The 21,349-nt window shown below is 59.0% G+C and carries 32 protein-coding genes and 1 pseudogene; 15 read left to right on the top strand and 18 right to left on the bottom strand.

Features of this window, described 5'->3' with window-relative positions; translation table 11 throughout:
- Positions 1 to 29: 29 nt before the first annotated feature.
- From BLO97_RS19805 to BLO97_RS19895, 18 genes are all read right to left on the bottom strand, one after another.
- A complete protein-coding gene (locus tag BLO97_RS19805; RefSeq protein ID WP_092347528.1) occupies positions 30 to 1,193 on the bottom strand; it encodes a phage major capsid protein in 1,164 nt (387 codons plus the stop codon).
- Positions 1,194 to 1,196: 3 nt separating this feature from the next.
- On the bottom strand, positions 1,197 to 1,859 hold the full coding sequence (locus BLO97_RS19810) for an HK97 family phage prohead protease (protein WP_092347531.1): 663 nt from the start codon (positions 1,857 to 1,859) through the stop codon (positions 1,197 to 1,199).
- 17 nt (positions 1,860 to 1,876) lie between these two features.
- Positions 1,877 to 3,148: a phage portal protein gene (locus tag BLO97_RS19815; protein ID WP_092347534.1), complete on the bottom strand. Its 1,272-nt coding sequence runs from the start codon at positions 3,146 to 3,148 to the stop codon at positions 1,877 to 1,879.
- Positions 3,148 to 4,869, bottom strand: a complete 1,722-nt coding sequence (locus BLO97_RS19820; protein ID WP_092347537.1) for a terminase large subunit — start codon at positions 4,867 to 4,869, stop codon at positions 3,148 to 3,150. Before BLO97_RS19820 ends, BLO97_RS19815 begins: the two co-directional genes overlap by 1 nt.
- Positions 4,869 to 5,354: a phage terminase small subunit P27 family gene (locus BLO97_RS19825; RefSeq protein ID WP_092347540.1), complete on the bottom strand. Its 486-nt coding sequence runs from the start codon at positions 5,352 to 5,354 to the stop codon at positions 4,869 to 4,871. Before BLO97_RS19825 ends, BLO97_RS19820 begins: the two co-directional genes overlap by 1 nt.
- A gap of 160 nt (positions 5,355 to 5,514) precedes the next feature.
- The gene (locus BLO97_RS19830; protein ID WP_092176537.1) at positions 5,515 to 5,889 is read right to left on the bottom strand and encodes an HNH endonuclease signature motif containing protein; all 375 of its coding nucleotides are present in this window, start codon (positions 5,887 to 5,889) and stop codon (positions 5,515 to 5,517) included.
- Positions 5,880 to 6,065 (bottom strand): hypothetical protein, encoded by a 186-nt coding sequence (locus tag BLO97_RS19835; RefSeq protein ID WP_092256602.1) that lies wholly within the window; start codon positions 6,063 to 6,065, stop codon positions 5,880 to 5,882. The genes BLO97_RS19830 and BLO97_RS19835 overlap by 10 nt, the downstream gene beginning before the upstream one ends.
- A 60-nt stretch (positions 6,066 to 6,125) precedes the next feature.
- Positions 6,126 to 6,458, bottom strand: coding sequence for a phage holin, lambda family (locus BLO97_RS19840; RefSeq protein ID WP_092176527.1), 333 nt, complete (start codon positions 6,456 to 6,458; stop codon positions 6,126 to 6,128).
- Positions 6,459 to 6,657: 199 nt separating this feature from the next.
- Positions 6,658 to 7,221, bottom strand: coding sequence for a hypothetical protein (locus tag BLO97_RS19845; RefSeq protein ID WP_092347543.1), 564 nt, complete (start codon positions 7,219 to 7,221; stop codon positions 6,658 to 6,660).
- A gap of 3 nt (positions 7,222 to 7,224) precedes the next feature.
- Entirely contained in the window at positions 7,225 to 7,545 is a 321-nt protein-coding gene (locus BLO97_RS19850) for a hypothetical protein (RefSeq protein WP_092347546.1), read from the bottom strand.
- A gap of 228 nt (positions 7,546 to 7,773) precedes the next feature.
- Positions 7,774 to 9,051 carry a tyrosine-type recombinase/integrase gene (locus BLO97_RS19860; protein ID WP_092347552.1) on the bottom strand — a complete coding sequence of 426 codons (1,278 nt, stop codon included), beginning with the start codon at positions 9,049 to 9,051 and terminating at the stop codon, positions 7,774 to 7,776.
- Complete coding sequence (locus tag BLO97_RS19865; RefSeq protein ID WP_092347555.1) at positions 9,048 to 9,464, bottom strand: VRR-NUC domain-containing protein; 417 nt, start codon at positions 9,462 to 9,464, stop codon at positions 9,048 to 9,050. The genes BLO97_RS19860 and BLO97_RS19865 overlap by 4 nt, the downstream gene beginning before the upstream one ends.
- Positions 9,461 to 9,763, bottom strand: coding sequence for a nuclease domain-containing protein (locus BLO97_RS19870; protein ID WP_092347558.1), 303 nt, complete (start codon positions 9,761 to 9,763; stop codon positions 9,461 to 9,463). The genes BLO97_RS19865 and BLO97_RS19870 overlap by 4 nt, the downstream gene beginning before the upstream one ends.
- Complete coding sequence (locus BLO97_RS19875; protein WP_092347561.1) at positions 9,760 to 9,981, bottom strand: DUF3310 domain-containing protein; 222 nt, start codon at positions 9,979 to 9,981, stop codon at positions 9,760 to 9,762. The genes BLO97_RS19870 and BLO97_RS19875 overlap by 4 nt, the downstream gene beginning before the upstream one ends.
- Entirely contained in the window at positions 9,978 to 10,652 is a 675-nt protein-coding gene (locus BLO97_RS19880; RefSeq protein ID WP_092347564.1) for a replication protein P, read from the bottom strand. Before BLO97_RS19880 ends, BLO97_RS19875 begins: the two co-directional genes overlap by 4 nt.
- On the bottom strand, positions 10,649 to 11,434 hold the full coding sequence (locus BLO97_RS19885; RefSeq protein WP_092347567.1) for a helix-turn-helix domain-containing protein: 786 nt from the start codon (positions 11,432 to 11,434) through the stop codon (positions 10,649 to 10,651). The genes BLO97_RS19880 and BLO97_RS19885 overlap by 4 nt, the downstream gene beginning before the upstream one ends.
- A gap of 11 nt (positions 11,435 to 11,445) precedes the next feature.
- Entirely contained in the window at positions 11,446 to 12,108 is a 663-nt protein-coding gene (locus tag BLO97_RS19890; protein WP_175489855.1) for a Rha family transcriptional regulator, read from the bottom strand.
- 239 nt (positions 12,109 to 12,347) lie between these two features.
- Positions 12,348 to 12,578, bottom strand: a complete 231-nt coding sequence (locus BLO97_RS19895; RefSeq protein ID WP_092176481.1) for a transcriptional regulator — start codon at positions 12,576 to 12,578, stop codon at positions 12,348 to 12,350.
- A 145-nt stretch (positions 12,579 to 12,723) separates the two neighbouring features.
- Here BLO97_RS19895 and BLO97_RS19900 point away from each other — a divergent pair, with 145 nt between their 5' ends.
- The 15 genes and pseudogenes from BLO97_RS19900 to BLO97_RS19965 all read left to right on the top strand — a co-directional run bounded on the left by BLO97_RS19900 (position 12,724) and on the right by BLO97_RS19965 (position 21,321).
- A complete protein-coding gene (locus BLO97_RS19900) occupies positions 12,724 to 13,419 on the top strand; it encodes a S24 family peptidase (protein ID WP_092347684.1) in 696 nt (231 codons plus the stop codon).
- Positions 13,420 to 13,784: 365 nt separating this feature from the next.
- Positions 13,785 to 14,018, top strand: a pseudogene (locus tag BLO97_RS19905) (response regulator transcription factor); the annotation flags it as partial.
- 454 nt (positions 14,019 to 14,472) lie between these two features.
- On the top strand, positions 14,473 to 14,742 hold the full coding sequence (locus tag BLO97_RS19910) for a hypothetical protein (protein WP_256572115.1): 270 nt from the start codon (positions 14,473 to 14,475) through the stop codon (positions 14,740 to 14,742).
- On the top strand, positions 14,739 to 15,053 hold the full coding sequence (locus tag BLO97_RS19915) for a hypothetical protein (protein ID WP_092347579.1): 315 nt from the start codon (positions 14,739 to 14,741) through the stop codon (positions 15,051 to 15,053). Before BLO97_RS19910 ends, BLO97_RS19915 begins: the two co-directional genes overlap by 4 nt.
- A gap of 81 nt (positions 15,054 to 15,134) precedes the next feature.
- Positions 15,135 to 15,740, top strand: a complete 606-nt coding sequence (locus BLO97_RS19920; protein ID WP_092347582.1) for an Lcl C-terminal domain-containing protein — start codon at positions 15,135 to 15,137, stop codon at positions 15,738 to 15,740.
- A 77-nt stretch (positions 15,741 to 15,817) separates the two neighbouring features.
- Positions 15,818 to 16,438, top strand: a complete 621-nt coding sequence (locus tag BLO97_RS19925) for an Lcl C-terminal domain-containing protein (RefSeq protein ID WP_092347585.1) — start codon at positions 15,818 to 15,820, stop codon at positions 16,436 to 16,438.
- Between the two features lie 57 nt (positions 16,439 to 16,495).
- Positions 16,496 to 16,852: a four helix bundle protein gene (locus BLO97_RS19930; RefSeq protein WP_039012590.1), complete on the top strand. Its 357-nt coding sequence runs from the start codon at positions 16,496 to 16,498 to the stop codon at positions 16,850 to 16,852.
- Positions 16,853 to 17,222: 370 nt separating this feature from the next.
- The gene (locus BLO97_RS19935) at positions 17,223 to 18,224 is read left to right on the top strand and encodes an RNA-directed DNA polymerase (protein ID WP_092347687.1); all 1,002 of its coding nucleotides are present in this window, start codon (positions 17,223 to 17,225) and stop codon (positions 18,222 to 18,224) included.
- 136 nt (positions 18,225 to 18,360) lie between these two features.
- Complete coding sequence (locus BLO97_RS19940; protein ID WP_256572116.1) at positions 18,361 to 18,981, top strand: HNH endonuclease signature motif containing protein; 621 nt, start codon at positions 18,361 to 18,363, stop codon at positions 18,979 to 18,981.
- Positions 18,962 to 19,204: a hypothetical protein gene (locus BLO97_RS19945; RefSeq protein ID WP_092347591.1), complete on the top strand. Its 243-nt coding sequence runs from the start codon at positions 18,962 to 18,964 to the stop codon at positions 19,202 to 19,204. Before BLO97_RS19940 ends, BLO97_RS19945 begins: the two co-directional genes overlap by 20 nt.
- 46 nt (positions 19,205 to 19,250) lie before the next feature.
- Positions 19,251 to 19,628 (top strand): hypothetical protein, encoded by a 378-nt coding sequence (locus tag BLO97_RS19950; protein WP_092347594.1) that lies wholly within the window; start codon positions 19,251 to 19,253, stop codon positions 19,626 to 19,628.
- 18 nt (positions 19,629 to 19,646) lie between these two features.
- Positions 19,647 to 19,844, top strand: coding sequence for a hypothetical protein (locus BLO97_RS19955; RefSeq protein ID WP_092347597.1), 198 nt, complete (start codon positions 19,647 to 19,649; stop codon positions 19,842 to 19,844).
- Positions 19,837 to 20,007: a hypothetical protein gene (locus BLO97_RS31690; protein WP_175489854.1), complete on the top strand. Its 171-nt coding sequence runs from the start codon at positions 19,837 to 19,839 to the stop codon at positions 20,005 to 20,007. Before BLO97_RS19955 ends, BLO97_RS31690 begins: the two co-directional genes overlap by 8 nt.
- Complete coding sequence (locus BLO97_RS19960) at positions 20,007 to 20,867, top strand: Lar family restriction alleviation protein (protein WP_092347600.1); 861 nt, start codon at positions 20,007 to 20,009, stop codon at positions 20,865 to 20,867. Before BLO97_RS31690 ends, BLO97_RS19960 begins: the two co-directional genes overlap by 1 nt.
- Positions 20,868 to 20,919: 52 nt before the next feature.
- Positions 20,920 to 21,321, top strand: a complete 402-nt coding sequence (locus tag BLO97_RS19965) for an ASCH domain-containing protein (protein WP_092347603.1) — start codon at positions 20,920 to 20,922, stop codon at positions 21,319 to 21,321.
- The last annotated feature ends 28 nt before the right edge of the window (positions 21,322 to 21,349 follow it).

Consider the following 21,349-nt stretch of genomic DNA (forward strand, 5'->3'; position numbering starts at 1 on the left):
GCAGTTGCCTGCCCCGGCCTCGGTTACGGTTACGGTGCGGTGGCGAAAGGACCGGTAATGATCGCGGTTGGCCGGTAGTGAGCCAGGGCCAGACGCTCTTCACAGAGGATGGTCAACATGTTCTTGACGAAGTTGTCACGATCTTCGCGGCTAACCTCAACAGTCGCATCCATGCGGTCCCAGACCTGGGAAGCCAGGTCGAAGCCGCCTACGGTGAAGGTGCCCAACGCCTGAGCTTTGGTAGCTACGACCGGCAAGCCCCACATGACCTTCGCAGCAAATGCCGCAGGACCACCGAAGATGTAACGGCCGTCGGCATCCTTCAGCAGTGCGATAGCGTGCCAGTCGCGAGGGTTGAGGATGATGCCCGAGGCTTCAAACTCGGACTCGCTGGTCTGGAAAATCGCGTGTGCGATCTTGTCCGCACGAGTGTCACCGGTGACGTTCAGGGTCGCGTCGTAAGCGGTTGCGACCTTGTTCAGCCCGGTGAGGTTGTCGCCAGTACCGTCGCCATTCAGCAACTGACCTTCTTCAACCAAGGCCAGACCGAACAGAAGGCGATTGTTCACGTACGACTCGAGCATCGGCGCATCGTCCATGACCTGGCGAGAAGCCTGGATCCAGTGAGCGATGGTTTTGACGTTCGCTGTTTCCTTTGTAAACGTCAGGTTGGACTCGGGTTTCAGCGTGCCTTCCGCTACGGGCGCGGCGCTGTTGGTGAAGACGTTCTCGCGAACATACTCCAGGGAGTTCGAACTGATGCGGCCTTGAGCCAACAGGTCGCGGATGGTCAGGCGGCGCAGGCCGGGCATCAAGATCCCGGCATTGCGTTGAGGCTCAATCAGGGCGCCGGCGGAACCAGCACCACTTCCGAGCTGCTTGTTGAAGCTCTTGACGTCGACTTTTCCGGAGGACTTGCCATCCCAAGACTTTTGCAGGTCCAGCGCGGTCTGCTCGGCGAAAGATTTTTTGGCTTCCGGGTTATCCAGGTTGCCGGTGGACAGCTTCTGCTCGAGGTCGAACAGTCGGGTTCCGGACTTGGTCAGCTCTTCTTGAACAGTCTGGAGATCGGTTTGCAGCTTTTTGCTGATCGCGCCGGTCTCGGAGATTTCCTTCTTCTGCGCCTCGAACAGTTGGGTCATGTTCGTTTGCGCGTCTTCGATTGCCTTTTGGATCTGGGCCAATTCGGACATGTTTTAGTTTCCTACAGTTGGGAAGGTTTTGAGGCGATTGAGAATCGCGGTGATTTCGCCACCTTCGGAATCGCTCCGAACTGCGGACTTGATCCGGGCGATGAAGCCCAGGGCTTGCGATTTAGAAAGACCTGCCGAATCCCTCAGCCAGTGCTCTACGTCGCGAATGGTGGTGATCGATTCCAGGCTTTTCATGGACTCGACGGTAGCTTGCTCGTTGGCAGGGAAGGTGCAGATGCTGATCTCACGCAGGGCTTGCACATTTTTGAAGGCGCGCCCGGTGCTGATCAGGTCGAATCCGTCCTTCAGGACCGTGAATCCGACAGACATCCCTTCAACCGTCTTGTGCTCCATGGCGGCGCGTAGATCGGTAGACATCGATAGCCCGGGGGTCAATTCGCCGCGAGTAAGCAGGCCCTTGCTGTCCTCCTCCAGCGACAGCCATTTGCCTACCGGAAGCTCCCAGGTTCGATGATTGAAGAACATTCCAACCTGACGACTTTGGCTTGATAGCGCTTTTTTGAAAGCCCCAGGCATGATGATGTCGCCATCGCTGTCGACCACGCCGAAGACACTCGCGTAGCCCTCGAACGTCCCCGTTTTTCCAGACGAATCGAACTTGATCTCGACCTGATCAAAGGCCAAGGTCTTTTGAATATTGGACATTGGGTAGCTCCAGAAAACTAAACCCCGCTGGGTTTGGGGTTCGTTTGGCCGAGTTGGGTAAGCGGTACGTTTTGTGATTGACGGGTCGCAACATCACCGCCTGGCACTGGAGGCCGGTTGTTCACCCGCCTTCCCTCGTTGATCGTGAGAAGGCCGGTGTCTACCAAAGTCTTCATGTAATTCGCCCGGGCGGTGGAATCACCACTCAGCAGGCCGTCGCGATTGTGCTCGGCGTGGATCACGCCCAGGTCTTGGGGCTTTACAAGCCAGCGAAGAATGCAGCCTTCCCAAATCTCCAAGTACGGATCGAGTGCGTACTGAAGAAACCCGAGGTTTTGCTGCTCAATGCCTGATCCCCAGCTTGTGGACTTTTCAACGTCGCCCACCAAGTGCGGCGGCACACCAAAGAATCTCGCAAGCTCGCTAACTTGAAACTTCCGTGCAGCCATTGTTTCCGCATCTTGCGGGCTCACACCAATGGCTTGCGTCGTGAAACCACCCTCCAGAATCCACAGTCGCTTCTTGACTGGACCGCCGGATATCTCCTTGAAGTTTTCTTCGACCTGGGCTCGCTGGTCCTTGTTGAGGACCTTTCCCTCACCTGTCATCAGCAACTGCGGAGACTTCGCACCATTCGCGTAGAAATCGCGCTGCTGATCCTCCATCGCCACTGCTACCCCGGCGGTCTTGGCGGCAAATGCGATAGGGGAAAGACCAACCAGGCCGTTGAAGCCAAATCCCTTGAGGTGGAAAATTTCACTCTGCTTGAAGTCGGCATATTCGTTGTCGCGGCGGTACCGGTAGACAACTCGCTTCCCTTCGAGTCGAACATCCATGTTTACCGACATAAGGGGAACTAGGCTGATCACGTCGCCGACGCTGTTGCGCTCGATCAAGGCGTAAGCGTTGCCGTAGTAGCAAAGCTGCATGGTCATCGAAACGCGGAAATCGAACGCCGTCATGTATTGATTCGGGCTGTATCGCAGAAGGCGCGCCAACGGATTGTCCAAACCCACCTTCGTTCGGTCATCCCCCTTGGTCTGAAATACGTCCAAGGGCATGCAGGCCGTAACACTCGAAATTAATCGGACGCAGGCGAAAACCGTTGATATCTGCAACGATCGCTCATCGTTGACAACCGAGTCCCCTACAACTCCGGACGCGGACACCGGCCCGGTCTGCGACCCCTTCTCTGGTGTAACGAGGCGGCCGCCGACGAAGAAGCTCGCCATGCGCGCCCAAAAGGGGCTGCGGGTGCGCAGGTCAATGCTGTAGTCGGTGTCTGCCATCACATGCTCATTGGTCTGGAGAGGAAGTCGTCGACAGAGCCTTGGATGTCCGCGTTAGCGAGTACCCGGCCTATCGTCATGATCAGCGCCACCGCGCCATCTATCTTGTTATCGTCGCCCTGCTTAATCGGGCGGACTACGTCATCGTTACCCGGCAGGTTTTTTCCGATCACGTTACCGATGCACCAGGTCATGATCGGGTTACCGTCATGATGAAACCGGCCTGCGGTGATGGCCGCCTCTAGTTCCTTCATGGGGTCCGACATGTTTGTGTAGTTCTGAGTAATGGTGATCGGGTTGAAACCTTCGTCGTCGAGATCGTGGCTCAGACCTGTTGCCCCATGAGGATCGATTGGGGACTCCCGCAGTGGCGCATGATGATTAGCCTCCTTCGTGTCCTCGAGGATTTCCCGATAATCGATCTCTGCGCCGTCGGTCACCTCCAGGTGACCAGAGTTGATCCAAGCTTGAAAACGCTCCGACATGCGTTTGTTGTCACTTTGATAAACGGTGTCGTATGGCACCCAGAACTTGGGGGCCACGCTGTAGTAATGTGTCTTTCCGTCGATGACACGCCAGAAAAGTCGCGCCCGAGAGTTCATGTCCAGCTTTCGCGCCAAGTCGAAGCCGGCATTCCACTCCTGCCCCTCGAATTGCTCGAGCGTGAGCGTGGTGTCTTCGCACGCCTTCCAGTCTTCCATGTTGAAGAAGCCAGCCTTCGCGCTTACCCACAAATTCAGGTGCTTCGTTTTGAACGTGTTGGTAAAGCGCGCGGAACGGATCGCCCGGGCCTGCTGGCTTTCCAGATACTCTTGGAACACCGAAACCCCATGATTGGGATTGGCCTTGGCCAGCATTTTCGGATCTGTCCAGTCGTCGCCTTCATCCAGCGTCCAGATCCATCCGAAGAGCTCCTCATCGGGCACCGTTCCAGCCAGCATTTCTACAACCTGACGGCGCTTGTCGTAGCATGGGCCCTCGATGTCGGCACCGGCCGTGGTGATGATGAACATCAGCGGCTGCCGACGGGCGCCCATGCCGGTGAGCATGGTGTCGTACTGGGCTGAGGTCGGGTGCTCGTGATACTCGTCGACTATGGCGCAGCTGGGTGACGCACCGTCACCGGGGTTGCCGATCAGGGGCTCGAAGCGACTGAAGTCCGCGGGAATATTCATGTTCGAGGCGTTGACCTCGATGCCGGCCGCCTCGACCAACATTGGCGACTTGCTGACCATGAGCTTGGCAGGCCGGAAAACTTCCCAGGCTTGCTTCTCCGTTGTCGCGCCTGCGTACACCTCGGCGCCGAATTCACCATCAGCCACGAACATGCTGATGCCCACACCGCCGGCGACAACAGACTTCCCGTTCTTGCGAGGCACTTCCCAGTAGCTCTCGCGGAACCGGCGGTGGCCGCCCTTCTTCTTGACCCAACCGAACGTCACCGCCAGGCCGAACAGTTGCCAAGGCTCAAGCGTTATCAACTGGCGCTTGAATGCCCACTCGCCCTTCGTGTGGGGCAGCAGCTGGATCAGCTTTAGCTTCTTCTCGGCTTTTGCGGGATCGAACTTGAAGCGGAAACCACGCTTTCGGCTGGCGGCCAGATCATCGAAGTGGCGTTGAATCGCCTGGTGGATGTATCGGCACGCTGGCACTTTCCCGCGCAGAACAGACCGAGCCCACGCCATCGCCTTGTCAACGTTGGCGTGCGCGGCTTTGGTCATCAGGAACTCAGTAGTTTGGCGAATTCATTGGTTGAGGTTTGCTTGTTACCGCCGATGATCCTGGTGCGACTGGAGGGATCCAGGCCCAGCAGCGAACCGAAGGTCACCAGTTGCCGCATCGATTCATTCGCCGCCGTGAGTGCCGGGTTCTTCATGGGGCTGCCCTGAGCGGACTCGACCACGATGCCGAACTTCTGGACCGCCTCTTCTGCCATTCGCCACTTGTCGTAGGCGGTGCAGAACGCTTCGACGTTGTGCAAATCAGTGAGCGCAACAACATGCTCGCGCAATAATTCAGGTATCAGCATCCGCCACATGGTCGCGGCCCGAGGGCTCAGCCAGTCCGGCGGATCAATATTTGTGACCGTTGAAAACTGCGGTTCGGCCTCGTTCAAGGCCCGCTTACCGGGGTTCCCAGCGAGTTTCTTCTGGGCCGTCGGCTTGGGTTTGCGACCACGGCCGGCGACCGTGGCGGTGCCCCCCATCGCGCAACTCCTGATTTTTTAATTTCGCGGTCGTGAAAGAAAGGCTGAGGGCGCGGTCTAGAAGCCAAAGGGCCTGGACTTTTGACCCACCCCCACCCCATGAGCGCGAATCTCTCTCATTTGGCTGGATTTCGCTGTTTTTTCGGTGGTGTTCTGCTTTTCAGCGCCGCGCATTGCCGAACCCACCGTCTTCAGCCGCCGTCTTGGCCGAATGACATGGGCCGCACAGGCTCTGCCAGTTGGTCTTATCCCAGAACAGAACCATGTCGTTGCGGTGGGGAATGATGTGGTCAACATCCGTGGCCACGACCACCAAGCCGCGTTCGGTACAGTGTCGGCACAGTGGGTGCTTCGCCAGCCAGCCAGCCCTGGCCTGCTGCCACTTGTAGTTGTAGTGGCGCTTGGTGCTGCTCTCGCGTGGCCTGGCACGGGCCGCACTCTTTAGTAAATGAGCGTGCTCGTCGCAGTATCGGGGATTGCGCGTGAGCGTATTGCACCCTTGGGCGTTGCACGGCTTCTTTGGCCTTAGAGGCATGGGGTGCCATCCATGTAAGTCAGCGGCAGCGCATCAGGATCTTCCGGCTCATCAGCCATTGCCTGGATCAACATCAACTGTTGGTCGGCCATCCGCTGCAGCAGTGCGGTCTGCCTCCCCTGCTCGGCCAGTATCTGGCTCAACAGGTTTGCCAAGGATTTGAGCTGCTCGCTCATATGCAAGCCTCTTCATCTTAATGATCCATTCGCGCCGGGCGGCGCATCCACTGCAGGCCATTACTCTGGCTTGCGGCTTGGCAGCTTGAAGTCTGTGACCCGGTCGGCAATGGAACGAATCTTCTCGACACCCAGGAAGCCAACCCAGCCACCAACGAAGGTAGCCATGCTCTGTGGGAGCGAGAAGAACTCAAGCCCACTGATGATCGTCAGGGCGAGTCCGCCGCAGATCGCGCCTTCCACGATCATCTGGCGGCGGGTGCCGCCACCATAGGTGATCCGCAGGACAGCCATTGCACAGGACAACGAGGCGGCGTAGAGGATTGGCGAATGCTGGCTCAACCACGCAAGCGCTATCGCCCAGGTGTCTGGTTTGTCTGGCATGTTCGGCATCTCAGCTTCCTCCCTTTCGGGGAGCGAATAGATCCAGCTCCTGGCTCACTCCCAGTTTGGAACGATGGGTGTGCAGGAGCCGAAAACGAAAAAGCCCCGCTCAGTGGCGGGGCTTTATGTGTGTCGTTGCGTTCGCTGGAGTATCACGACACGCAAGATCGACATGATGCGGTTAATTTACGGCCAGTCGGCCAACTGGTCAAGCGGCATCTACAAAGATTTGCTCACTGTCGAATATCTCGGTCGCGTGGATCACAGCCTGCTCTTCGAGCTTCTCCAGACGCTTGTGGATTCCGCCTCGCCAGTTGCGTCGGGTTCGCTCCGGTGAACCCGCCAGATCCCATGTGTTCATGTCATAGAACTCGGCTGGCAGCACGATCATATCCGTGGAGCGCTTGCCTACCTGCACACCCTTCAGCTTCGGTATGGCCCAGGCCGTCAGAGCCTTATAGATGAACAGCTGCGGTGCCGGCGAAACCATGCGAGCGACCAGGCGGCCAATGGCGGCTACCTTGTTGGCCTTGTGGGTGGAGTACTTCGCCACCAGCACATCCCACTGAGCCGGCTCAAGCTGGCGGTGCAGCAGCGCATACAGGCAGCAGTCATAATCGAACTTGTCCCGCACTGACAGCGTGCTGCCGGTGCCACCCTGGCGCAGGTCTGCGTCAATCAACTTCTGCCAGGACTGCTTGGTGCTGTTGTCGATGTTGTCCGCTGCCAGCACCCGCACCAGGGTGCCCATCACGTCTTTGTACATAGCCATGGCTCAATCCCCTGTGTAATTGGTGCCGCCGGCGCCGCGGCGATTGTTCTGTTCATACTGAGCCGACGGGCACGATGTGGGCCCAGGGCGGCTCATCAGCTTGATCTGTCGCTCAGCAGCCTGAAGGCGAATGCTCAACTGCGTCACCAACACCTCCAACGGCAACGGCTCGCCGGTTTCGGCGGTGACCCAGCCCGAGGCATTGCACTGCACGCAGGCCAGCTCATGGAATACCCCACTGATCACCGCCTTGCCTCGGCATGCCGGGCACTTGGCAAGGTCTAGTAGGGCCGCGCGGAAGGCTGGGCCGTGGGACTTCTTCATTTGGCCGGCACCTGCTCGACTGGACAAAAGATCACCCGGGTGCCAAGGCCTGGAACAGGATCTCCACGCTGATCCATCAACCCAATAACGCCATTCGCCCAGCAACGCTGACCATCTACCTCATAAACCTGGTGACCTGCAGCGGTCCTCTCACCCTGGACGAGGAGAACTTCGCGGCTACCGAACTGTACCTTCATGGTCGATTTAGTCACTTTTAAACCTCGCCTTTTACGGATTCTTGATTTGTCTGGAGGCCGCGCCGCTCAAGGCCTCGTCGGGGTTCTGCGAATTTCCATTTCCACCGCATATGCACCCATGAATAGAGGCGAATCCATTCCCGTCTAACCATGCGTGCCACTTCTCCAACGCTTCGCGCTTGAGCACCGATGCCGATGTGTGGATATAGGTCTGCACGTTCCTGCTCAGGGTGTGATTCACAAGCATCTCGCCTATGAGGAAATCTACGCCGAGATCCGTCCAGGCTGTTCGGGCAACTTTCCGGAGGTCGTGGCTTGTCCACTCGCCCTGGCCCAGGCTGGCGAACACTGCGCAGGCCTGACCCTCTGTCATGGCGCGGCCATTTTTGGATGGGAACAGATAGGCGCCGGTATAGCCGCGTGCGGACTGGCAGTCGCGGTACCGCTTCAGCAGTGCCCCGACCTGTGGCGTGACGGGCAAGGTATGTTCACAGCGGGTTTTGGTGTTCTCGGCTGGCATGAACCACTCGCCGGCCTCGCCAAGGGTGATGTGAGCCCAACGGGCCTGGCGCGTCTCCCCTACCCTTGTGCCATGGCAGAGCATCATCAGCGCCAGCATGCAGCCCGCCGGATCATGATCGAACCCGGCGGCCAGTTGCCCAAGGATCGATTCGATCTGCACGGACCGCAGTCGCGATGTCTTAGGCTGGATTTTCGCCTTGGTGAAGTCCGTGAACTTGAACCCGGCAATCGGATTGGTGGCGATCATCTTCAGCTTGAAGGCCTGCTGGAACGCAACCACCAACACGCCCCACATCAGGCGCACGTAGGACAGGCTCAGCACCTCCTGAAGCGGCCACATTACGGCCTGGTCCAGGCTGGAACGCGTAACGGAAGCAACCGGCATGTCCGCCAGGCGTGGGAGAAGGTGACAGTTGATGGCTGACTTAGCGGTTTTCCGGCGCTTCGAGGACAGGCTACGGTCACGGGACTGCCGATCTGCAAACCACGTCAGCAACTCGCCGACGGTGCTCAAAGTACCCTCAACGGCGGTGGCCGATGGATCGGCAGCGAGTCGCGCGCGGATCTGGGGCAGCACGCCGAGCAGCGTCTTGGCGTTCAAGTCAGGGTAGCCGGCGATGCGCTCCCACTTCTTTCGATGGACCAGATACCAGGTGCCCCGCTGGCGGTCCTGAGCGAACCGCATGTACAAGCCCGGGTGACGGGGGTCACGTAGCGTTGTCACCGCCTGGTCGGCGGCCTGCCGGCGGATCTCGGGCTCGGTGAGTGATACGACGGCGGTGGTCATGCGGCGCCCCTCGTTGGTGGTTGCAGTAGATAGGCCCGGATCGCTTCCAGGGCGTCGATGTGCCCACGGCAAACGATGGCGAGATAGCCTTGCTCGGTCAGCGCCTGGATGTAGGCGTCCTGGCTGGCAGAGACGGCCGCGTCGAACGGCGGCATGGCCTTGAACTCGATGTACAGCCCGAAGTACCCGCCGCGGGCCATGGGCAGCACCAGGTCAGGAACCCCGGCCTTCACGCCCTGCTCTTTCAGCTTGATCGCCACCAGCTTGTGGCGGTGTCCGCCGTTCGGGACGTGGTAGATCAGCTTCGCGGCAGCCGGGTAACGCAGAGTGACCTCCTTCAGTAGCGCGGCCTGCTCCAAGCCTTCACGGTCGATGGACTTGGCGCGCTTCGGCTTCAACCCAAACGCCTTCATGCGGCCCCCTCGACGGTCAGTATCCCGGCACTGATCAGCGCCTCGTGGGTTTCGGCAATGGCGCGCGGCATATCCGCCCACTCAACGTCCCCGGCGGCCCGGCCGTCGATGACATCGTGGCAAGCGCTGCAGGCGTAGACCGCGACTGTGTCGAAGCCCTTCATGCCCATACCCTTCTGCCCGCATGGCAAATGTGCCAGGACGGTGGTTTCCGGATTGTGGTTGCAGATGCCGGGCATACGCACGGCGCAGTCCTGGCCGTTGGCCGAGGCGCGGAGTTTCTTAGAGGCAACCTTCATTCCAGGCCCCTCGCACGCTGCTCCAGCTCGATCAGCAGTTCGAGGAAGTGCTTCGCCTTCTCCAAATCAGCAAGGCCGCCCTTGTCACGCCACCGCGTCACGTACTTGATCACGCTGCCTTCAGCAAAAGGAATTCCGTTGGCATGGATGTATTCGATCGGCTGGATCTTCAGTGACTTGTAATGACCACCGGCCACTTGGGTATCTAATGCGCTCATTGAGATGCTCCGGCGCGGATCGCGCGCAGTTTGGCCAGGGCCTCGTTGCCAATTTCAGGGGTTCGCTTTGCTTGGGGTGCTGCCAGCTCTGCGGCGGGGATCGGTCCCAGCGCCTCGCCTTTCCAAATCTTCCGGCACTGGGCCAGGTAGTGCCGCTCGAAGCTGGCAAGGCCCAGTTCCCGGGACAGCAGCGGAAGGCTGTGGAAGCCGGCGGCTGCCGTGGCGTGGTAGACAGCCGGGTGCATCCACTTCGCCGAGGTGCGCATCGCTGGGTGGCAGTTGCGCAGGCCCTGGGCGTATGCCTTCTCGACACTGGGTAACCCCAGGCCTTCGGGCGCAAAACACCAGCTGACAAAAACGCCAGGCGCTGGGACAAATGCAACCCTACTCGCGCTGAGCACTCGCATTCCGTGGTCGATCTGCTCCATTCGGGTGATGCCCGACCGCATGAACTCGCCCAGCCACTCCAGCTTCGCGGAGTTCATCACCGCCTCGGTTGGCCAGGATTGACGCCAGGCGCCGCACGCGCCACGCAGCCGTAGGAAAAGGTCGTCGATCACGGCCTTCGTTGCGGGGTCGACTTCAGCAACGACTGGATCCGCCGGGGGATGATAGGTCGGGTCAGTACGGCGTGTGGCGATCAGATCTCGGACATGGATTGCGGTTTTCACAGGCGAACCCCCTTGGCGGTCCAGTCACCGGAACCGTCCATATCGTCGACCACTTCGCCAGACTTCACCGCACGGTCACGCTTGATCCACTTGGCCAGGCGATAGCACCAGCCACCGGCCGAGTCGCGGGTTTCGCTTTTTGCGATGAAAAATCCCTTGAACGAGCCGACGGTCTCGGCGGTGACGGCGTCGAACTTCAGGCCCATCAGGTGGAGCTGACTTTCCAGTTGCTTGGGCTCGTAGGTCCACTCGGCGAACATGGAGAAGCGTTGCCGGGAGTCGGCTGGTTGAGCGATAGCGTCGAGCGTTTGGCGATCCTGCTCATCGACATGATCGGAAACCTCGCGCTGCAGCTGCTGTTCGGTTACTTGATGGTTAATTGACGTATTGGGTGCAGATTCTGCACCCCGTTCTGTCTCAGGCTGCACCCCGTTCTGTTGTGAGTTGCACCCCGTTGCGTCATCTGCACCCCGCTCATTACGGGGTGCAGGATCTGCACCCCGTATCAGCTGGAGGTCATAGACCACCGGGCGCCGGTCGTGGCGATCGATGTGCACAGCGGCGATCGCCTGGTTTCCCTTCTTGATCAGGCCCGACTCTTCCAGGGCGTCCAGCTTGTAACGCACGGTGCGCTCGGACAAGCCAGTGTCCTGGGCCAGGGTAGAAGCCGATGGGAAGGCCCCGGCACCGTTGGAGCCGGCATAGTTGGCAAGGCATAACAGCACGTGGCGGGCGCTGGAGTCCTTCAGGGTTTGAACGGGCAGCGACAGCGCCCATGACATTGCTTGAACGCTCACAGCGAGGCTCCGATATTCTTTTCGGCCAAGTAGGCAAGGCCTTTGGGGGTGATCATGGGGTCGAACGCGGCGCGCTCGATGCCGGTCTCTGGGTCAGCCTTCAGGGCGGTGACCTTGTGGACCATGTAGCCAGCGGTTATGCGCGGCTGATAAGCGACCCAGCGCCTGGACCCCTTGCGCCGATAGATCCAGCGGTGCTGTTCCAGCCAGGCGAACAACTTGGAGGGCTGGACCTGCAGCTGCTTGGCCGAGTCAGTGATGCAGATCGCCCCGCCGGCGGCGGCCAGGCGCTTTATGGCAGCTACTTTGGGTTCCTGGTCCAGGATCACCAGGCGCAACGACTGGTTGTCGCGGGCCTGATCCGCCGCAGCTTGCAGCGCCTCGGCGTAGGTGGCCGGGATACAGAACTGTCCAACCTGCGCCTCCAGCTCCTGCCAGCGGTCGATGATCTTGGCGCGCAACTCGACGCTGTAACCCGAGACCACCACCAAGGTGTCACGCTGGGTCAGCAGGAATTCACGGTAGACCTGGCCGTTCTGAGGGTGGACATAGGGGGTGTCGTTTGAAGAAACGACACCCTTTGCAACTAAGGCACGGATGGTTTTCAAGACGTTGTCGTGACTGCTGCCTGTGAGTTCGGCAATCTCGCGCGACGACATGGTGTTACACGACACCTTTTCAGATGGAACCAAAAGTGTCGCGACATGCCGGGTATTGCCTGGAGCGGTGTTGATGTTCATAATGGCCCCACTGTGTTTTACCAGTTGTTGAAAGAACCGCCCTGCCAGGCGGTTTTTTTATGCCTTCGATTTGGCACTGTATGAATGAACAGCCAATCCGGCGCACTGCCATTGTCTTGGCCAACCCTCGACAATGTGCTCATCGAAACAAGCGCTGCTTAGGCGGCCGCGAGCTCTGGCCAAATTTGTTGCCAGTCATCAGGTCTTAGCGCTTTCCGTGTTACACGGCCGCCGGTTACGGATTCAGTACGAGCCGCAATTTCAGCGGACGCGGTCTTGTGGCCGTACGCAATCAACCGCAAATACGCACGGCTAGTGCCGGTGAGGGCAACTGCGTCATCGCTGGCGGTTTTCAACCACTCAAGAAGTTGAGGATTTTTGGTCCGCATGTCGGGCCTCCTTTTAGATGCCTCGGATTATTACCCGCAGGTAATCGCAAAGCAATACCCACGGGGAATTTACCTGCTGGTAACAGTAACGGATGATTTGCGGATGGAAATTTCAGATATTCGCCGCGAAAATTTGCGGGCACTTATGAAGCAGCGCTTCGATGGAAGGCAGGCCCGATTGGCCGATGCTTTAGGGAAGAGCGCCAATTACATATCTCGCTGCCTGTCGACAGCACCCTCATCAGCTGGTAGTAAAAACATTGGGGAGGAGTTCGCGCGCGATATCGAAGCGAAGCTCGGCCTCGAGCGTTACCAACTGGACCAAAAAGGCATGCAGCCGGCGGAGAAGGTCGTCAGTAACGCCGAGTACCTGGGCCCTTTCTCGGTCTGGGACGATGAGACACCGCTGGATGATGATGAGGTGTACGTGCCATTCCTTAAGGAAGTAGAACTATCCGCAGGCAGCGGAAGGACGGCGGTGGAACCTAACCTTAAGCAGAAGCTGCGGTTTGGAAAGAACACGCTCCGTCGTCAGAATGTCCAGCCAAGTGAGGCTGTATGCGTTACCGTCAATGGGAACAGCATGGAGCCGGTGCTTCCTCATGGAAGCACGGTCGGCGTTGACCAGGGCTGTACCGCCATCACCGACGGAAAAATGTATGCCCTAAACCACAGTGGCCAGCTGAGAGTGAAGACTTTGTACCGAACGCCAGGCGGCGGGATCAGGATGCGAAGTTACAACCGGGAAGAACACCCCGATGAAGAGTACAGCGCAGATGAAATGCTGCAAAAAGACATAATCGTGATCGGCAAGGTTTTCTGGTACTCAGTTCTGTTGTAGATCCAGAACAAAAAAGAACCCCACCAGCCCGCTATCAGCGGGCTTTTTTTTGCTCACCAAAAAATAATTACCTACAGGTATTGACCTGTATCGTTACCCACAGGTAATGTTTGTCCATCGCCGGATAACAACCGGCCAGATGGAAGGCAGCGATGAACCGGCCTCAACGGTTCAGAGGGTTGGCAACTGACCCGGGCGTGCAGCGTAAAGCGCCAAATCGAGTTATCCGGCGGACAGGGTCGCGGTCGGAGGAAAAATTTGAATGAGCCCGTACCGCGCCAGCAGCGCCGAAGGGACACGGTGTTTTTCGCTGATGCGCCTGGAAACCCCGGGCGCATTGGGAAATCAACCGAGAGGCAAGCAGCATGGAATCAATCATCAAGAGCGGCACGTGGACCGGCCATCTCGGCCGGGGGCTTGCTCGCAGAGAACTTCAGTTTTTGCTTTTAGTCGCCCAAGGGCTTACCGCCAAGCAAATCGCCCGATCTCACGATGTTGAGCCAGGGACGGTGGCGAAGCGAATCTCCAATGCCATGTTCAAGCTAGGCGTCAGTCGCCAGTCTGCGGCGGTGGCCGAGGCGATGCGGCGGGAAATTATCGTGGGACACGTTGACGGTCCTAATCCTCAAGGTCCAGTTGGGGAATCAAACGATGGTGTTTTTATCGCTTAAACAACGGCATGCATCACTTCTGCACCTTGGCGACAGGGTGCAGCGGGATGACAACCAAGCTTGCAGGCGAATCGCGGGGTCGTTCAGGTACGAGCGGCCAGGCCTGATACATGCCGGGCGGTGCCGGCCACCTGCATTTCACTTCAGCCAACCCAGAGGGTGACCATCATGAAATAGCCCAGACCAAAGCCCTTCCAATGAAGGCACTCAGCGCTCACGTAGGGAGGTCTTCGTGACGCCAACAAAAGCCCGGTTTCGACTGGGCTTTTTTACGCCTTTATCCGTCAGCACTCTCCCCGGCGCCCAACGGCAAACAACCGGCGGCCAGAGTGCTGACGAATAAACGCAACCCCACACCGAGGGATAAGCAATGCACCCAGCAATGCAAGCTCGCGTCGAAGGCAATATCGCGCTCCAGATCCGGGCCACGGCAGCAACCGCAGAGTTCTACGCGATGATTGGCAGGCCCGTGCCAGTCAGCAAGATTCGCTACCAGGTCGTCACTAAGGGCAACGCCTATCACATCGTTGAGCGCTCCACCGGCTTGACCAAGGGCTTCCGCTGGACCTGGAAGGCTGCGATCAACTTCGCCCAGGTGCTGGAAGCTCGGGCCGATGGCATCAAGGTCTCGCTGTCGGGTGGCAGGCAATGATCGGCGAACCAATGCCCAACCCGCGGGACGCAATCATCCAGGACCTGAATCAGAAGCTCGATCAGTTCTTCGGCAGCGGGAAGACCATCCAGCAGATCGAAAGCGGAGTCAGCGCAGAGGCACCCTTCTTCGGCACTACCGCTCACCACGCCAAGCTGCGGGCCCAGCGGGACAAGCTGGCGCCAGCAGTACGAGAGCAGGCCGACGCCGGCAAGACAGTCAGCGAAGCTGCCAGAGCTTTGAAGATGCACATCAAGCGCGTCCAGCTCATCGCCAGCGAAAACGGTTTCACGTTCGCCGAGCCCTCATGAGACGGATCAACAACCAGGTGCGCCAGCGCCGACGGCAAACATGGCTGGAATTGCCAGCCCAATCATTAGCGAGGAATTACGATGAAGCCCGAAATGATCACTCTGAAGCACGGCGACGCCACGATCAAGATGCCGGCGTCCTCTCTTGCCAAACTGGCACTCGCCAGCACGTTCGCAGTGGTGTTTCCGCCGGCAGCGAACGTTGACCCCGTCGCACCGGCAGCCATTCCGGCCCTGGGCGGTTACTGGCCCGGCCAGGGCGGCATCAACGGCGGCTTCGTTGCTGCTCGCGGCGATGTCCCGGCGCACTATCTGATCTTCGCTGCAAAGGATGCCGGAAGCTTCGAGTGGGGTCCGCGTAACACTGACCTGACTGGCACCAGCAAAACGGACGGCAAGCTCAACACCAAACTGATGTGCTTCGACGAGAAGAATTACCCGGCGGCCAATGCCTGCGCCGAGTTCGAAGCTGACGGCCACAACGACTTCTACCTGCCCGCCGCCGCCGAGCTGTACCAGGGCTGGCTGAACTGCCCCGAGGTTTTCGCCCAGGACTGCTACTACTGGTCATCATCGCAGCGCTCCGCCTACGGCGCGTTCGGCATGGGCTTCGGTGATGGCGATCAGGACAACTACGTCAAGACCAGCGAGCTCCGTGTCCGCCCCGTCCGCAGATTCTTTATTTAATCCTTCATCCATTCGTTCTTGATCCGGCACCGGGCGCAGCAGCGCCTTTTTTGTTGCCTTCGAAAAGAGGAAAGACCATGTCCGCAGCAGCTCAAGCAGCACCAGTAGTGACCGTCCCGGAAATCGGCCAGCCATTCGGCGGCGGCTTCTTCTCCGGCATCACCCGCGACCCGGAGACCGGCAAGCGTTACCTGAACATCACCGCCGGCGCCGAGCACGAGCTGGTCGGTGCCTGGGGCAAGTACGGCGAAAAGATCGACGGGGCCGACAGCTTCACCGACAGCCGGGCCAACACCGAGGCCATGGCCGCCTCTGGCAGCGAGCTGGCTCAGAAGGTTCTGGCCCTGGATATCGGCGGCTTCACTGACTGGGCGATCCCGGCCCGCGACGTACAGGAGCTGCAGTATCGCCACTTCAAGCCGACCACCGAAGAGAACTGGGCTTACGGTCGCAACGGTGACAACCCCAACAGCGAGCCGGTTGGCCTGCTGTACACCGATGAGTCGCCGACCCAGACCAGCATCGAGGCCTTCCGGGAAGACGGTCCTGAAGCCTTCCAGGATCGTGCTTACTGGTCGAGTTCGCAGCGCGCCGCCTACTACGCGTTCTACGTGACCTTCGGTGATGGCAATCAGGACAACGGCGCCAAGGACGGCGAGCTCCGTGTCCGCCCCGTCCGCAGTCAATTAATCGATTGATTCATTAATTTAATCCGGCCGCTTGCGGCCGGTTGCTCTTCAGGGAGATCCACTGCAATGGGAATGCACACAGAGCTGAGCATCTACAAGGTGTCGATGGGCTTGTTGCTCATGGCCACGAACCTGACTCGGAACATCCCCCGCGATCTGAAGCAGTCGCTCGGCAAGCGAGTGATCGACGAGTGCATCGACGTGCTGATGTTGATTGCCCGAGCCAACTCGACCCGGGACAAGCATCCACACCTGACCTCGCTGGTTGAGAAGGTCCAGGTCATCGAGTTCCTGATGCGACTTTTCAAGGAAAGCCGATTCATCAGCGTCCCGCAGCATGCCAAGGCTATCGAGGTCACCACCTCAATTGGCAAACAGGCCAACGCCTGGAAACGCTCCACCCCAACCGCGCCCGCCATCTGAGAGTTACGGCTTTCAGGTCTGTGCGAATTGAATCTGGTCGTGCCGCTGGTCTTCGGGCCACCGCCATGCGCACAAGAGATACCGCCGGTCTAAAGCGTCCGTGTAGGTCTCGCGCAGTTTCCTTGCTGATCGGCTCTGCCTTCGGCTTGGCGACGTAGATAGCACGATAGGTCGCAGCGCTCCGCCAACAACGCATTCAACATGAACTTCGATGATGGCAATCAGAACAACAACGACAAGAACAACGAGCTCCGTGTCCGCCCCGTCCGCAGATTCGAACGTTGGCCCCTACCCGTTCAGCGATCTTGTACAGGCCTATTACGACTGCCGACGCTCCAAGCGCAACAGCGACAGCGCGCTGGCTTTCGAAATGGATCTGGAGCGGAACCTGATCGACCTGCACAACGACCTGACCGCCGGCACTTACCGGCCAGGCCGCTCCATCTGCTTTGTGGTCACCCGACCGAAAGCCCGGGAAGTATGGGCGGCAGCCTTTCGGGACCGCGTCGTCCACCACCTGCTGTACAACCATGTGGCCCCTCGCTTCTACGCCAGCTTCATAGCGGACAGTTGCGCATGTATCCCGGGGCGCGGCACGTTGTACGCCGCAAAGCGCCTTGAGTCGAAGATCCGCAGCGCCAGCGATAACTGGGCGAAGCCGATCTACTACCTGAAATGCGACCTGGCAAACTTCTTCGTCGCCATCGACAAAGAGGTGTTGCGTCGGCAGTTGGCCGCCAAGATCACCGAGCCGTGGTGGCTGGCCCTCGCTGAACAGATCCTGATGCATGACCCTCGCGAGGATTACGAGGTGCGCAGCCCGGCCCATCTGTTCAACCGGGTGCCGCAGCACAAGCGCCTGACAGCACAACCTGCGCGCCTGGGCCTGCCCATCGGCAACCTGTCGTCGCAGTTCTTCGCCAACGTCTACCTCGATGCCCTGGACCAATTCGCCAAGCACCAGCTCGGAGCCAAGCACTACGTCCGCTACGTCGATGACTTCGTGTTCCTGCATGAGTCTCCGCAGCAGCTCAACCAGTGGCTGGCCCAGGTGCAGGCGTTCCTGCCCAGCCTTGGCGCCAAGCTGAACCCAACGAAAACGCTACTTCAGCCAGTTGACCGGGGCGTTGATTTCGTCGGGCACGTTATCAAGCCCTGGCGGCGGACCACTCGCAAGCGATCCCTAGCCCAGGCGCTGAAGCGAACAGCCGCAGCACCGGCCGAGGAACTCCGCGAGACGGCCAACAGTTACTTCGGCCTGCTCAGTCAGGCCAGCCACAGCGAGAAAGATCGGGTGGCGCTGGCCCGGGTCGTGCTGAAGCGCGGCCATACGGTCAACGGCAGTCTGACCAAGACCTACCCGAAGAAATAACCCCACAAACTCGAATCACGCCAACCGGCGAGGATTTTCTATGTCTCCTATCGCTATGCAGGCGCTTGAGAGAGCGAGAGCCAGGGCAGCCCCAGCGCCATCAAGAAAGCATTGGTCGAGCGGTGAAGAGCGCCAATTGACCGAGCTCTATCCCAATACACCCATGCCTGAGCTTATGAAGGTAATCGGCAAGTCAGAGCGCGCCATTTATGCAAAGGCCTATCTGATGGGGTTGAAACGGAGCGAGGCATACCTTGCCAGTGAGCATGCCTGTCGTCTTCGCCGGGAGAACAACCCAGGCATTGGGTCGAGGTTCAAAAAGGGCGCCATATCCTGGAACAAGGGGATCAGCTACACCGCTGGTGGGAGGTCGGGGGAAACGCGATTCAAGGCCGGGACGCTGAACGGAAAGGCCGCGATGCTACTTCAGCCAATCGGTACGGAGCGCGTGACAAAGGACGGCATCCGCCAGCGCAAGATTCGCGATGATGGCCCGCCGCAGAGACGGTGGAAGTCCGTTCACATGATTCTCTGGGAACAGGCTCACGGGGACGTGCCTATGGGGCACATCGTGGTTTTCAAAGACCGCAACACCGCCAACATCGATCTGTTGAACCTAGAGCTGATCTCCCGAGCGGAGAACATGCGCCGCAACACGATCCATCGATATCCCCAAGAGCTGAAAAACACCATTCGGCAACTCGGCAAGCTCAAAAAAGCGATAAGCGAGGCATCCAATGAAAAACAAGATGACTGACCTTCGAGATCATCTTTTTGCAACCCTGGAAGCGCTTCAGGACCCAGAAAAGCCGATGGAAATCGAGAGGGCAAAGGCAATCGCTGATGTTGCCAAAGTGCTGGTCGACTCCGCGAAGGTGGAGGTTGCCTTCATCGTTGCAATGGATGGAGATGTAGAGACCACGGGATTCATTGAGTCCGCCAAGGCCTTGCCATCCCCTCCAGTAACCACTCGCCAATGACTCCCCCACTCCACCGCCCGGGCATGCCCCGGCAAAGGACATAGCCATGCCCGCAGAAAATAAAATCGCTCCAAATATCCGGCTAGCCCTCGACTACTCCCGAAGCTTCGCCACAGCCAAGCCCAATATCGGCTTGACCGAGAAGGAACACATCGAGGGGCTGGCGAACCTGCTGGAGCGAACTGCCACCGAGAACTTGGCTTTGCAGGAGGAACTGGAGCGCCAGAAGCGCTACGTGGAGATCAATGCCGACTCAGCTCAGGGCAAGCACTTGGAAGGTCTTCGCTATAGGGATGAGCGGAACGCCCTGCAAGAAATGCTCAACCAGCGCGACGAACAGTTGAACAGCCTGGAACAGCGCCGCCATGCAGAGCAGCAGGCGTGCCAGGCGGCAGAGCGGCGGGTTGAGGAGTTGGCGGCCTAGGTTAAGCGACTTGATCTGATGGTTTCTCAGGGCGATTACAACTACGACGCAGACCGAGGCCAATTTAAAGCTCGCATTGCGGAGCTTTCAGCAGATAACCAACACCTGCGCAAGCTGCTCGAACAGACCCTGGCAGCCGTTAACCCTACCAAGCGGCTAGCAAAGGCGATGCGCGCCGCCCTCAACCCCACCGCCGAGGCAGCAAGCCATGAGTGAACGAGAAGAATTCATGGCAGCCATCAAGCGCATGTGGCTCAACCTGGGTCGTAGCGAAAACACCTGGGATGCGGTTCATGACTGGGATCTGTATTTCAATCTTTGCGGGCGTAAGGCTGAAGGCGCAACAGCAGCCTTTGCCGATGCACTGGAGTGTGAGTAATGAAGAATGAAACCGTAACCCTGCTGCCGTGCCCTTTCTGTGGCGAAGCGTTGACAATCAATAACGCCAACCTTGGCGCCCATCCAAGATTTTCAGAATGCATCTATGCGCAGCAAGTGGTCGTAGCTGATGACGCTGCCCAAGTAGCTAAGTGGAACACTCGCGCCACCCTGGCTGAGCCTGTGCCGCCTGCTGGCGGGGAGGTGGAAGTGCTGGGCTATCGCTACGATTCTACGAGTGAGGCGTCGAAGTGCCTGCCATTGTTGCGCGAAGACAAAATTTCTACATGCCGGGCAGCGCTTTGGGTGGGACGCGAACTGGTAGACCGCGCCCACGTCACCCGGCTCCAGGCTGAGGTCGAGCGGCTGAAGGGGCTTGCCAAGGCCTACATCGTTTCAGATGGCGACCGCTCTTTACGGGAGCATGCGTTGCGTCAGGATAATGAACGTCTGCAATCCGAGCTGACCAAGGCGCGGGAGCGTGTGTACGAACTGGAACACGCGATATTTCACGCCCTGGATGATTCCATTGAGTACGAAGCGCTCATCGACGAAGTAGCCATAACGAAGCTGGACTTTGAAAAGCTCAATGCTCTGCTGCCAGAAGACTGGGAGCACCGGACCGAGCCCCACCAATCCGCGCCAGCCGCGAAGGACGACCTTGTCGAGTGCGATGCCTGCCCGACTTCCGGCGGATGCGTAAACACCTGCATGAAGGCGAAAGACCAGCAGCCCGCGCCGGTAGCGGTGGTTCTGCCTGAGAGAAGAGCAACGGTTTCGTTTGGCGAGCCAGATATCCGCGGCGAAGCCTGGAACGCCTGCCTGGACGAAGTAGCCCGCCTCAACCCAATCAAGCCGTAACCCCTCCCCCTTCAAAGTCAGCCGCTATAGCGGCAAGGACCGGTATTGCCCGATGAAAGCACTTTCAATTCGCCAGCCCTGGGCCTGGCTGATCATCCATGGCGGCAAGGACATCGAAAACCGGAGCTGGCACACCAAGTTCCGCGGGCGCTTCCTGGTTCACGCTGCCCAAAGCATGACCCGCCTGGAATACAACTACGTCGCCGGTCACGGTGAAACGATTGGCTTCCTTGAAGACGCCGGCATAAATGTGACGCTGCCAGCCTTCGAAGATTTGCAGCGTGGCGGGATCATCGGATCGGTTGAGTTGCTGGATAGCCTCAACGACTGCAGCTCGCCCTGGTACATGGGTGATAAGGGATTCTGGCTGCGCCGACCAATGGCTTTGCCATTTACCCCGTTCAAGGGCCGGCTCGGCTTCTTCGAAGTCCCTGATGAACTGGTGACCCCATGATCCCCAAAGCCCTGGCCCTCAGCGCAAT

Source organism: Pseudomonas sp. NFACC05-1 (assembly GCF_900100135.1).
Classification (GTDB): domain Bacteria; phylum Pseudomonadota; class Gammaproteobacteria; order Pseudomonadales; family Pseudomonadaceae; genus Aquipseudomonas; species Aquipseudomonas fluorescens_Q.

What these genes read in the sequence shown, in the direction of transcription:
- BLO97_RS19805 (WP_092347528.1), bottom strand. Translation starts at nt 1,193, where the DNA reads ATGTCCGAATTGGCCCAGATCCAAAAGGCAATCGAAGACGCGCAAACG.
- BLO97_RS19810 (WP_092347531.1), bottom strand. Translation starts at nt 1,859, where the DNA reads ATGTCCAATATTCAAAAGACCTTGGCCTTTGATCAGGTCGAGATCAAG.
- BLO97_RS19815 (WP_092347534.1), bottom strand. Translation starts at nt 3,148, where the DNA reads ATGGCAGACACCGACTACAGCATTGACCTGCGCACCCGCAGCCCCTTT.
- BLO97_RS19820 (WP_092347537.1), bottom strand. Translation starts at nt 4,869, where the DNA reads ATGACCAAAGCCGCGCACGCCAACGTTGACAAGGCGATGGCGTGGGCT.
- BLO97_RS19825 (WP_092347540.1), bottom strand. Translation starts at nt 5,354, where the DNA reads ATGGGGGGCACCGCCACGGTCGCCGGCCGTGGTCGCAAACCCAAGCCG.
- BLO97_RS19830 (WP_092176537.1), bottom strand. Translation starts at nt 5,889, where the DNA reads ATGCCTCTAAGGCCAAAGAAGCCGTGCAACGCCCAAGGGTGCAATACG.
- BLO97_RS19835 (WP_092256602.1), bottom strand. Translation starts at nt 6,065, where the DNA reads ATGAGCGAGCAGCTCAAATCCTTGGCAAACCTGTTGAGCCAGATACTG.
- BLO97_RS19840 (WP_092176527.1), bottom strand. Translation starts at nt 6,458, where the DNA reads ATGCCGAACATGCCAGACAAACCAGACACCTGGGCGATAGCGCTTGCG.
- BLO97_RS19845 (WP_092347543.1), bottom strand. Translation starts at nt 7,221, where the DNA reads ATGGCTATGTACAAAGACGTGATGGGCACCCTGGTGCGGGTGCTGGCA.
- BLO97_RS19850 (WP_092347546.1), bottom strand. Translation starts at nt 7,545, where the DNA reads ATGAAGAAGTCCCACGGCCCAGCCTTCCGCGCGGCCCTACTAGACCTT.
- BLO97_RS19860 (WP_092347552.1), bottom strand. Translation starts at nt 9,051, where the DNA reads ATGACCACCGCCGTCGTATCACTCACCGAGCCCGAGATCCGCCGGCAG.
- BLO97_RS19865 (WP_092347555.1), bottom strand. Translation starts at nt 9,464, where the DNA reads ATGAAGGCGTTTGGGTTGAAGCCGAAGCGCGCCAAGTCCATCGACCGT.
- BLO97_RS19870 (WP_092347558.1), bottom strand. Translation starts at nt 9,763, where the DNA reads ATGAAGGTTGCCTCTAAGAAACTCCGCGCCTCGGCCAACGGCCAGGAC.
- BLO97_RS19875 (WP_092347561.1), bottom strand. Translation starts at nt 9,981, where the DNA reads ATGAGCGCATTAGATACCCAAGTGGCCGGTGGTCATTACAAGTCACTG.
- BLO97_RS19885 (WP_092347567.1), bottom strand. Translation starts at nt 11,434, where the DNA reads ATGTCATGGGCGCTGTCGCTGCCCGTTCAAACCCTGAAGGACTCCAGC.
- BLO97_RS19890 (WP_175489855.1), bottom strand. Translation starts at nt 12,108, where the DNA reads ATGTCGTCGCGCGAGATTGCCGAACTCACAGGCAGCAGTCACGACAAC.
- BLO97_RS19895 (WP_092176481.1), bottom strand. Translation starts at nt 12,578, where the DNA reads ATGCGGACCAAAAATCCTCAACTTCTTGAGTGGTTGAAAACCGCCAGC.
- BLO97_RS19900 (WP_092347684.1), top strand. Translation starts at nt 12,724, where the DNA reads ATGAAGCAGCGCTTCGATGGAAGGCAGGCCCGATTGGCCGATGCTTTA.
- BLO97_RS19910 (WP_256572115.1), top strand. Translation starts at nt 14,473, where the DNA reads ATGCAAGCTCGCGTCGAAGGCAATATCGCGCTCCAGATCCGGGCCACG.
- BLO97_RS19915 (WP_092347579.1), top strand. Translation starts at nt 14,739, where the DNA reads ATGATCGGCGAACCAATGCCCAACCCGCGGGACGCAATCATCCAGGAC.
- BLO97_RS19920 (WP_092347582.1), top strand. Translation starts at nt 15,135, where the DNA reads ATGAAGCCCGAAATGATCACTCTGAAGCACGGCGACGCCACGATCAAG.
- BLO97_RS19925 (WP_092347585.1), top strand. Translation starts at nt 15,818, where the DNA reads ATGTCCGCAGCAGCTCAAGCAGCACCAGTAGTGACCGTCCCGGAAATC.
- BLO97_RS19930 (WP_039012590.1), top strand. Translation starts at nt 16,496, where the DNA reads ATGGGAATGCACACAGAGCTGAGCATCTACAAGGTGTCGATGGGCTTG.
- BLO97_RS19935 (WP_092347687.1), top strand. Translation starts at nt 17,223, where the DNA reads ATGGATCTGGAGCGGAACCTGATCGACCTGCACAACGACCTGACCGCC.
- BLO97_RS19945 (WP_092347591.1), top strand. Translation starts at nt 18,962, where the DNA reads ATGAAAAACAAGATGACTGACCTTCGAGATCATCTTTTTGCAACCCTG.
- BLO97_RS19950 (WP_092347594.1), top strand. Translation starts at nt 19,251, where the DNA reads ATGCCCGCAGAAAATAAAATCGCTCCAAATATCCGGCTAGCCCTCGAC.
- BLO97_RS19955 (WP_092347597.1), top strand. Translation starts at nt 19,647, where the DNA reads ATGGTTTCTCAGGGCGATTACAACTACGACGCAGACCGAGGCCAATTT.
- BLO97_RS31690 (WP_175489854.1), top strand. Translation starts at nt 19,837, where the DNA reads ATGAGTGAACGAGAAGAATTCATGGCAGCCATCAAGCGCATGTGGCTC.
- BLO97_RS19960 (WP_092347600.1), top strand. Translation starts at nt 20,007, where the DNA reads ATGAAGAATGAAACCGTAACCCTGCTGCCGTGCCCTTTCTGTGGCGAA.
- BLO97_RS19965 (WP_092347603.1), top strand. Translation starts at nt 20,920, where the DNA reads ATGAAAGCACTTTCAATTCGCCAGCCCTGGGCCTGGCTGATCATCCAT.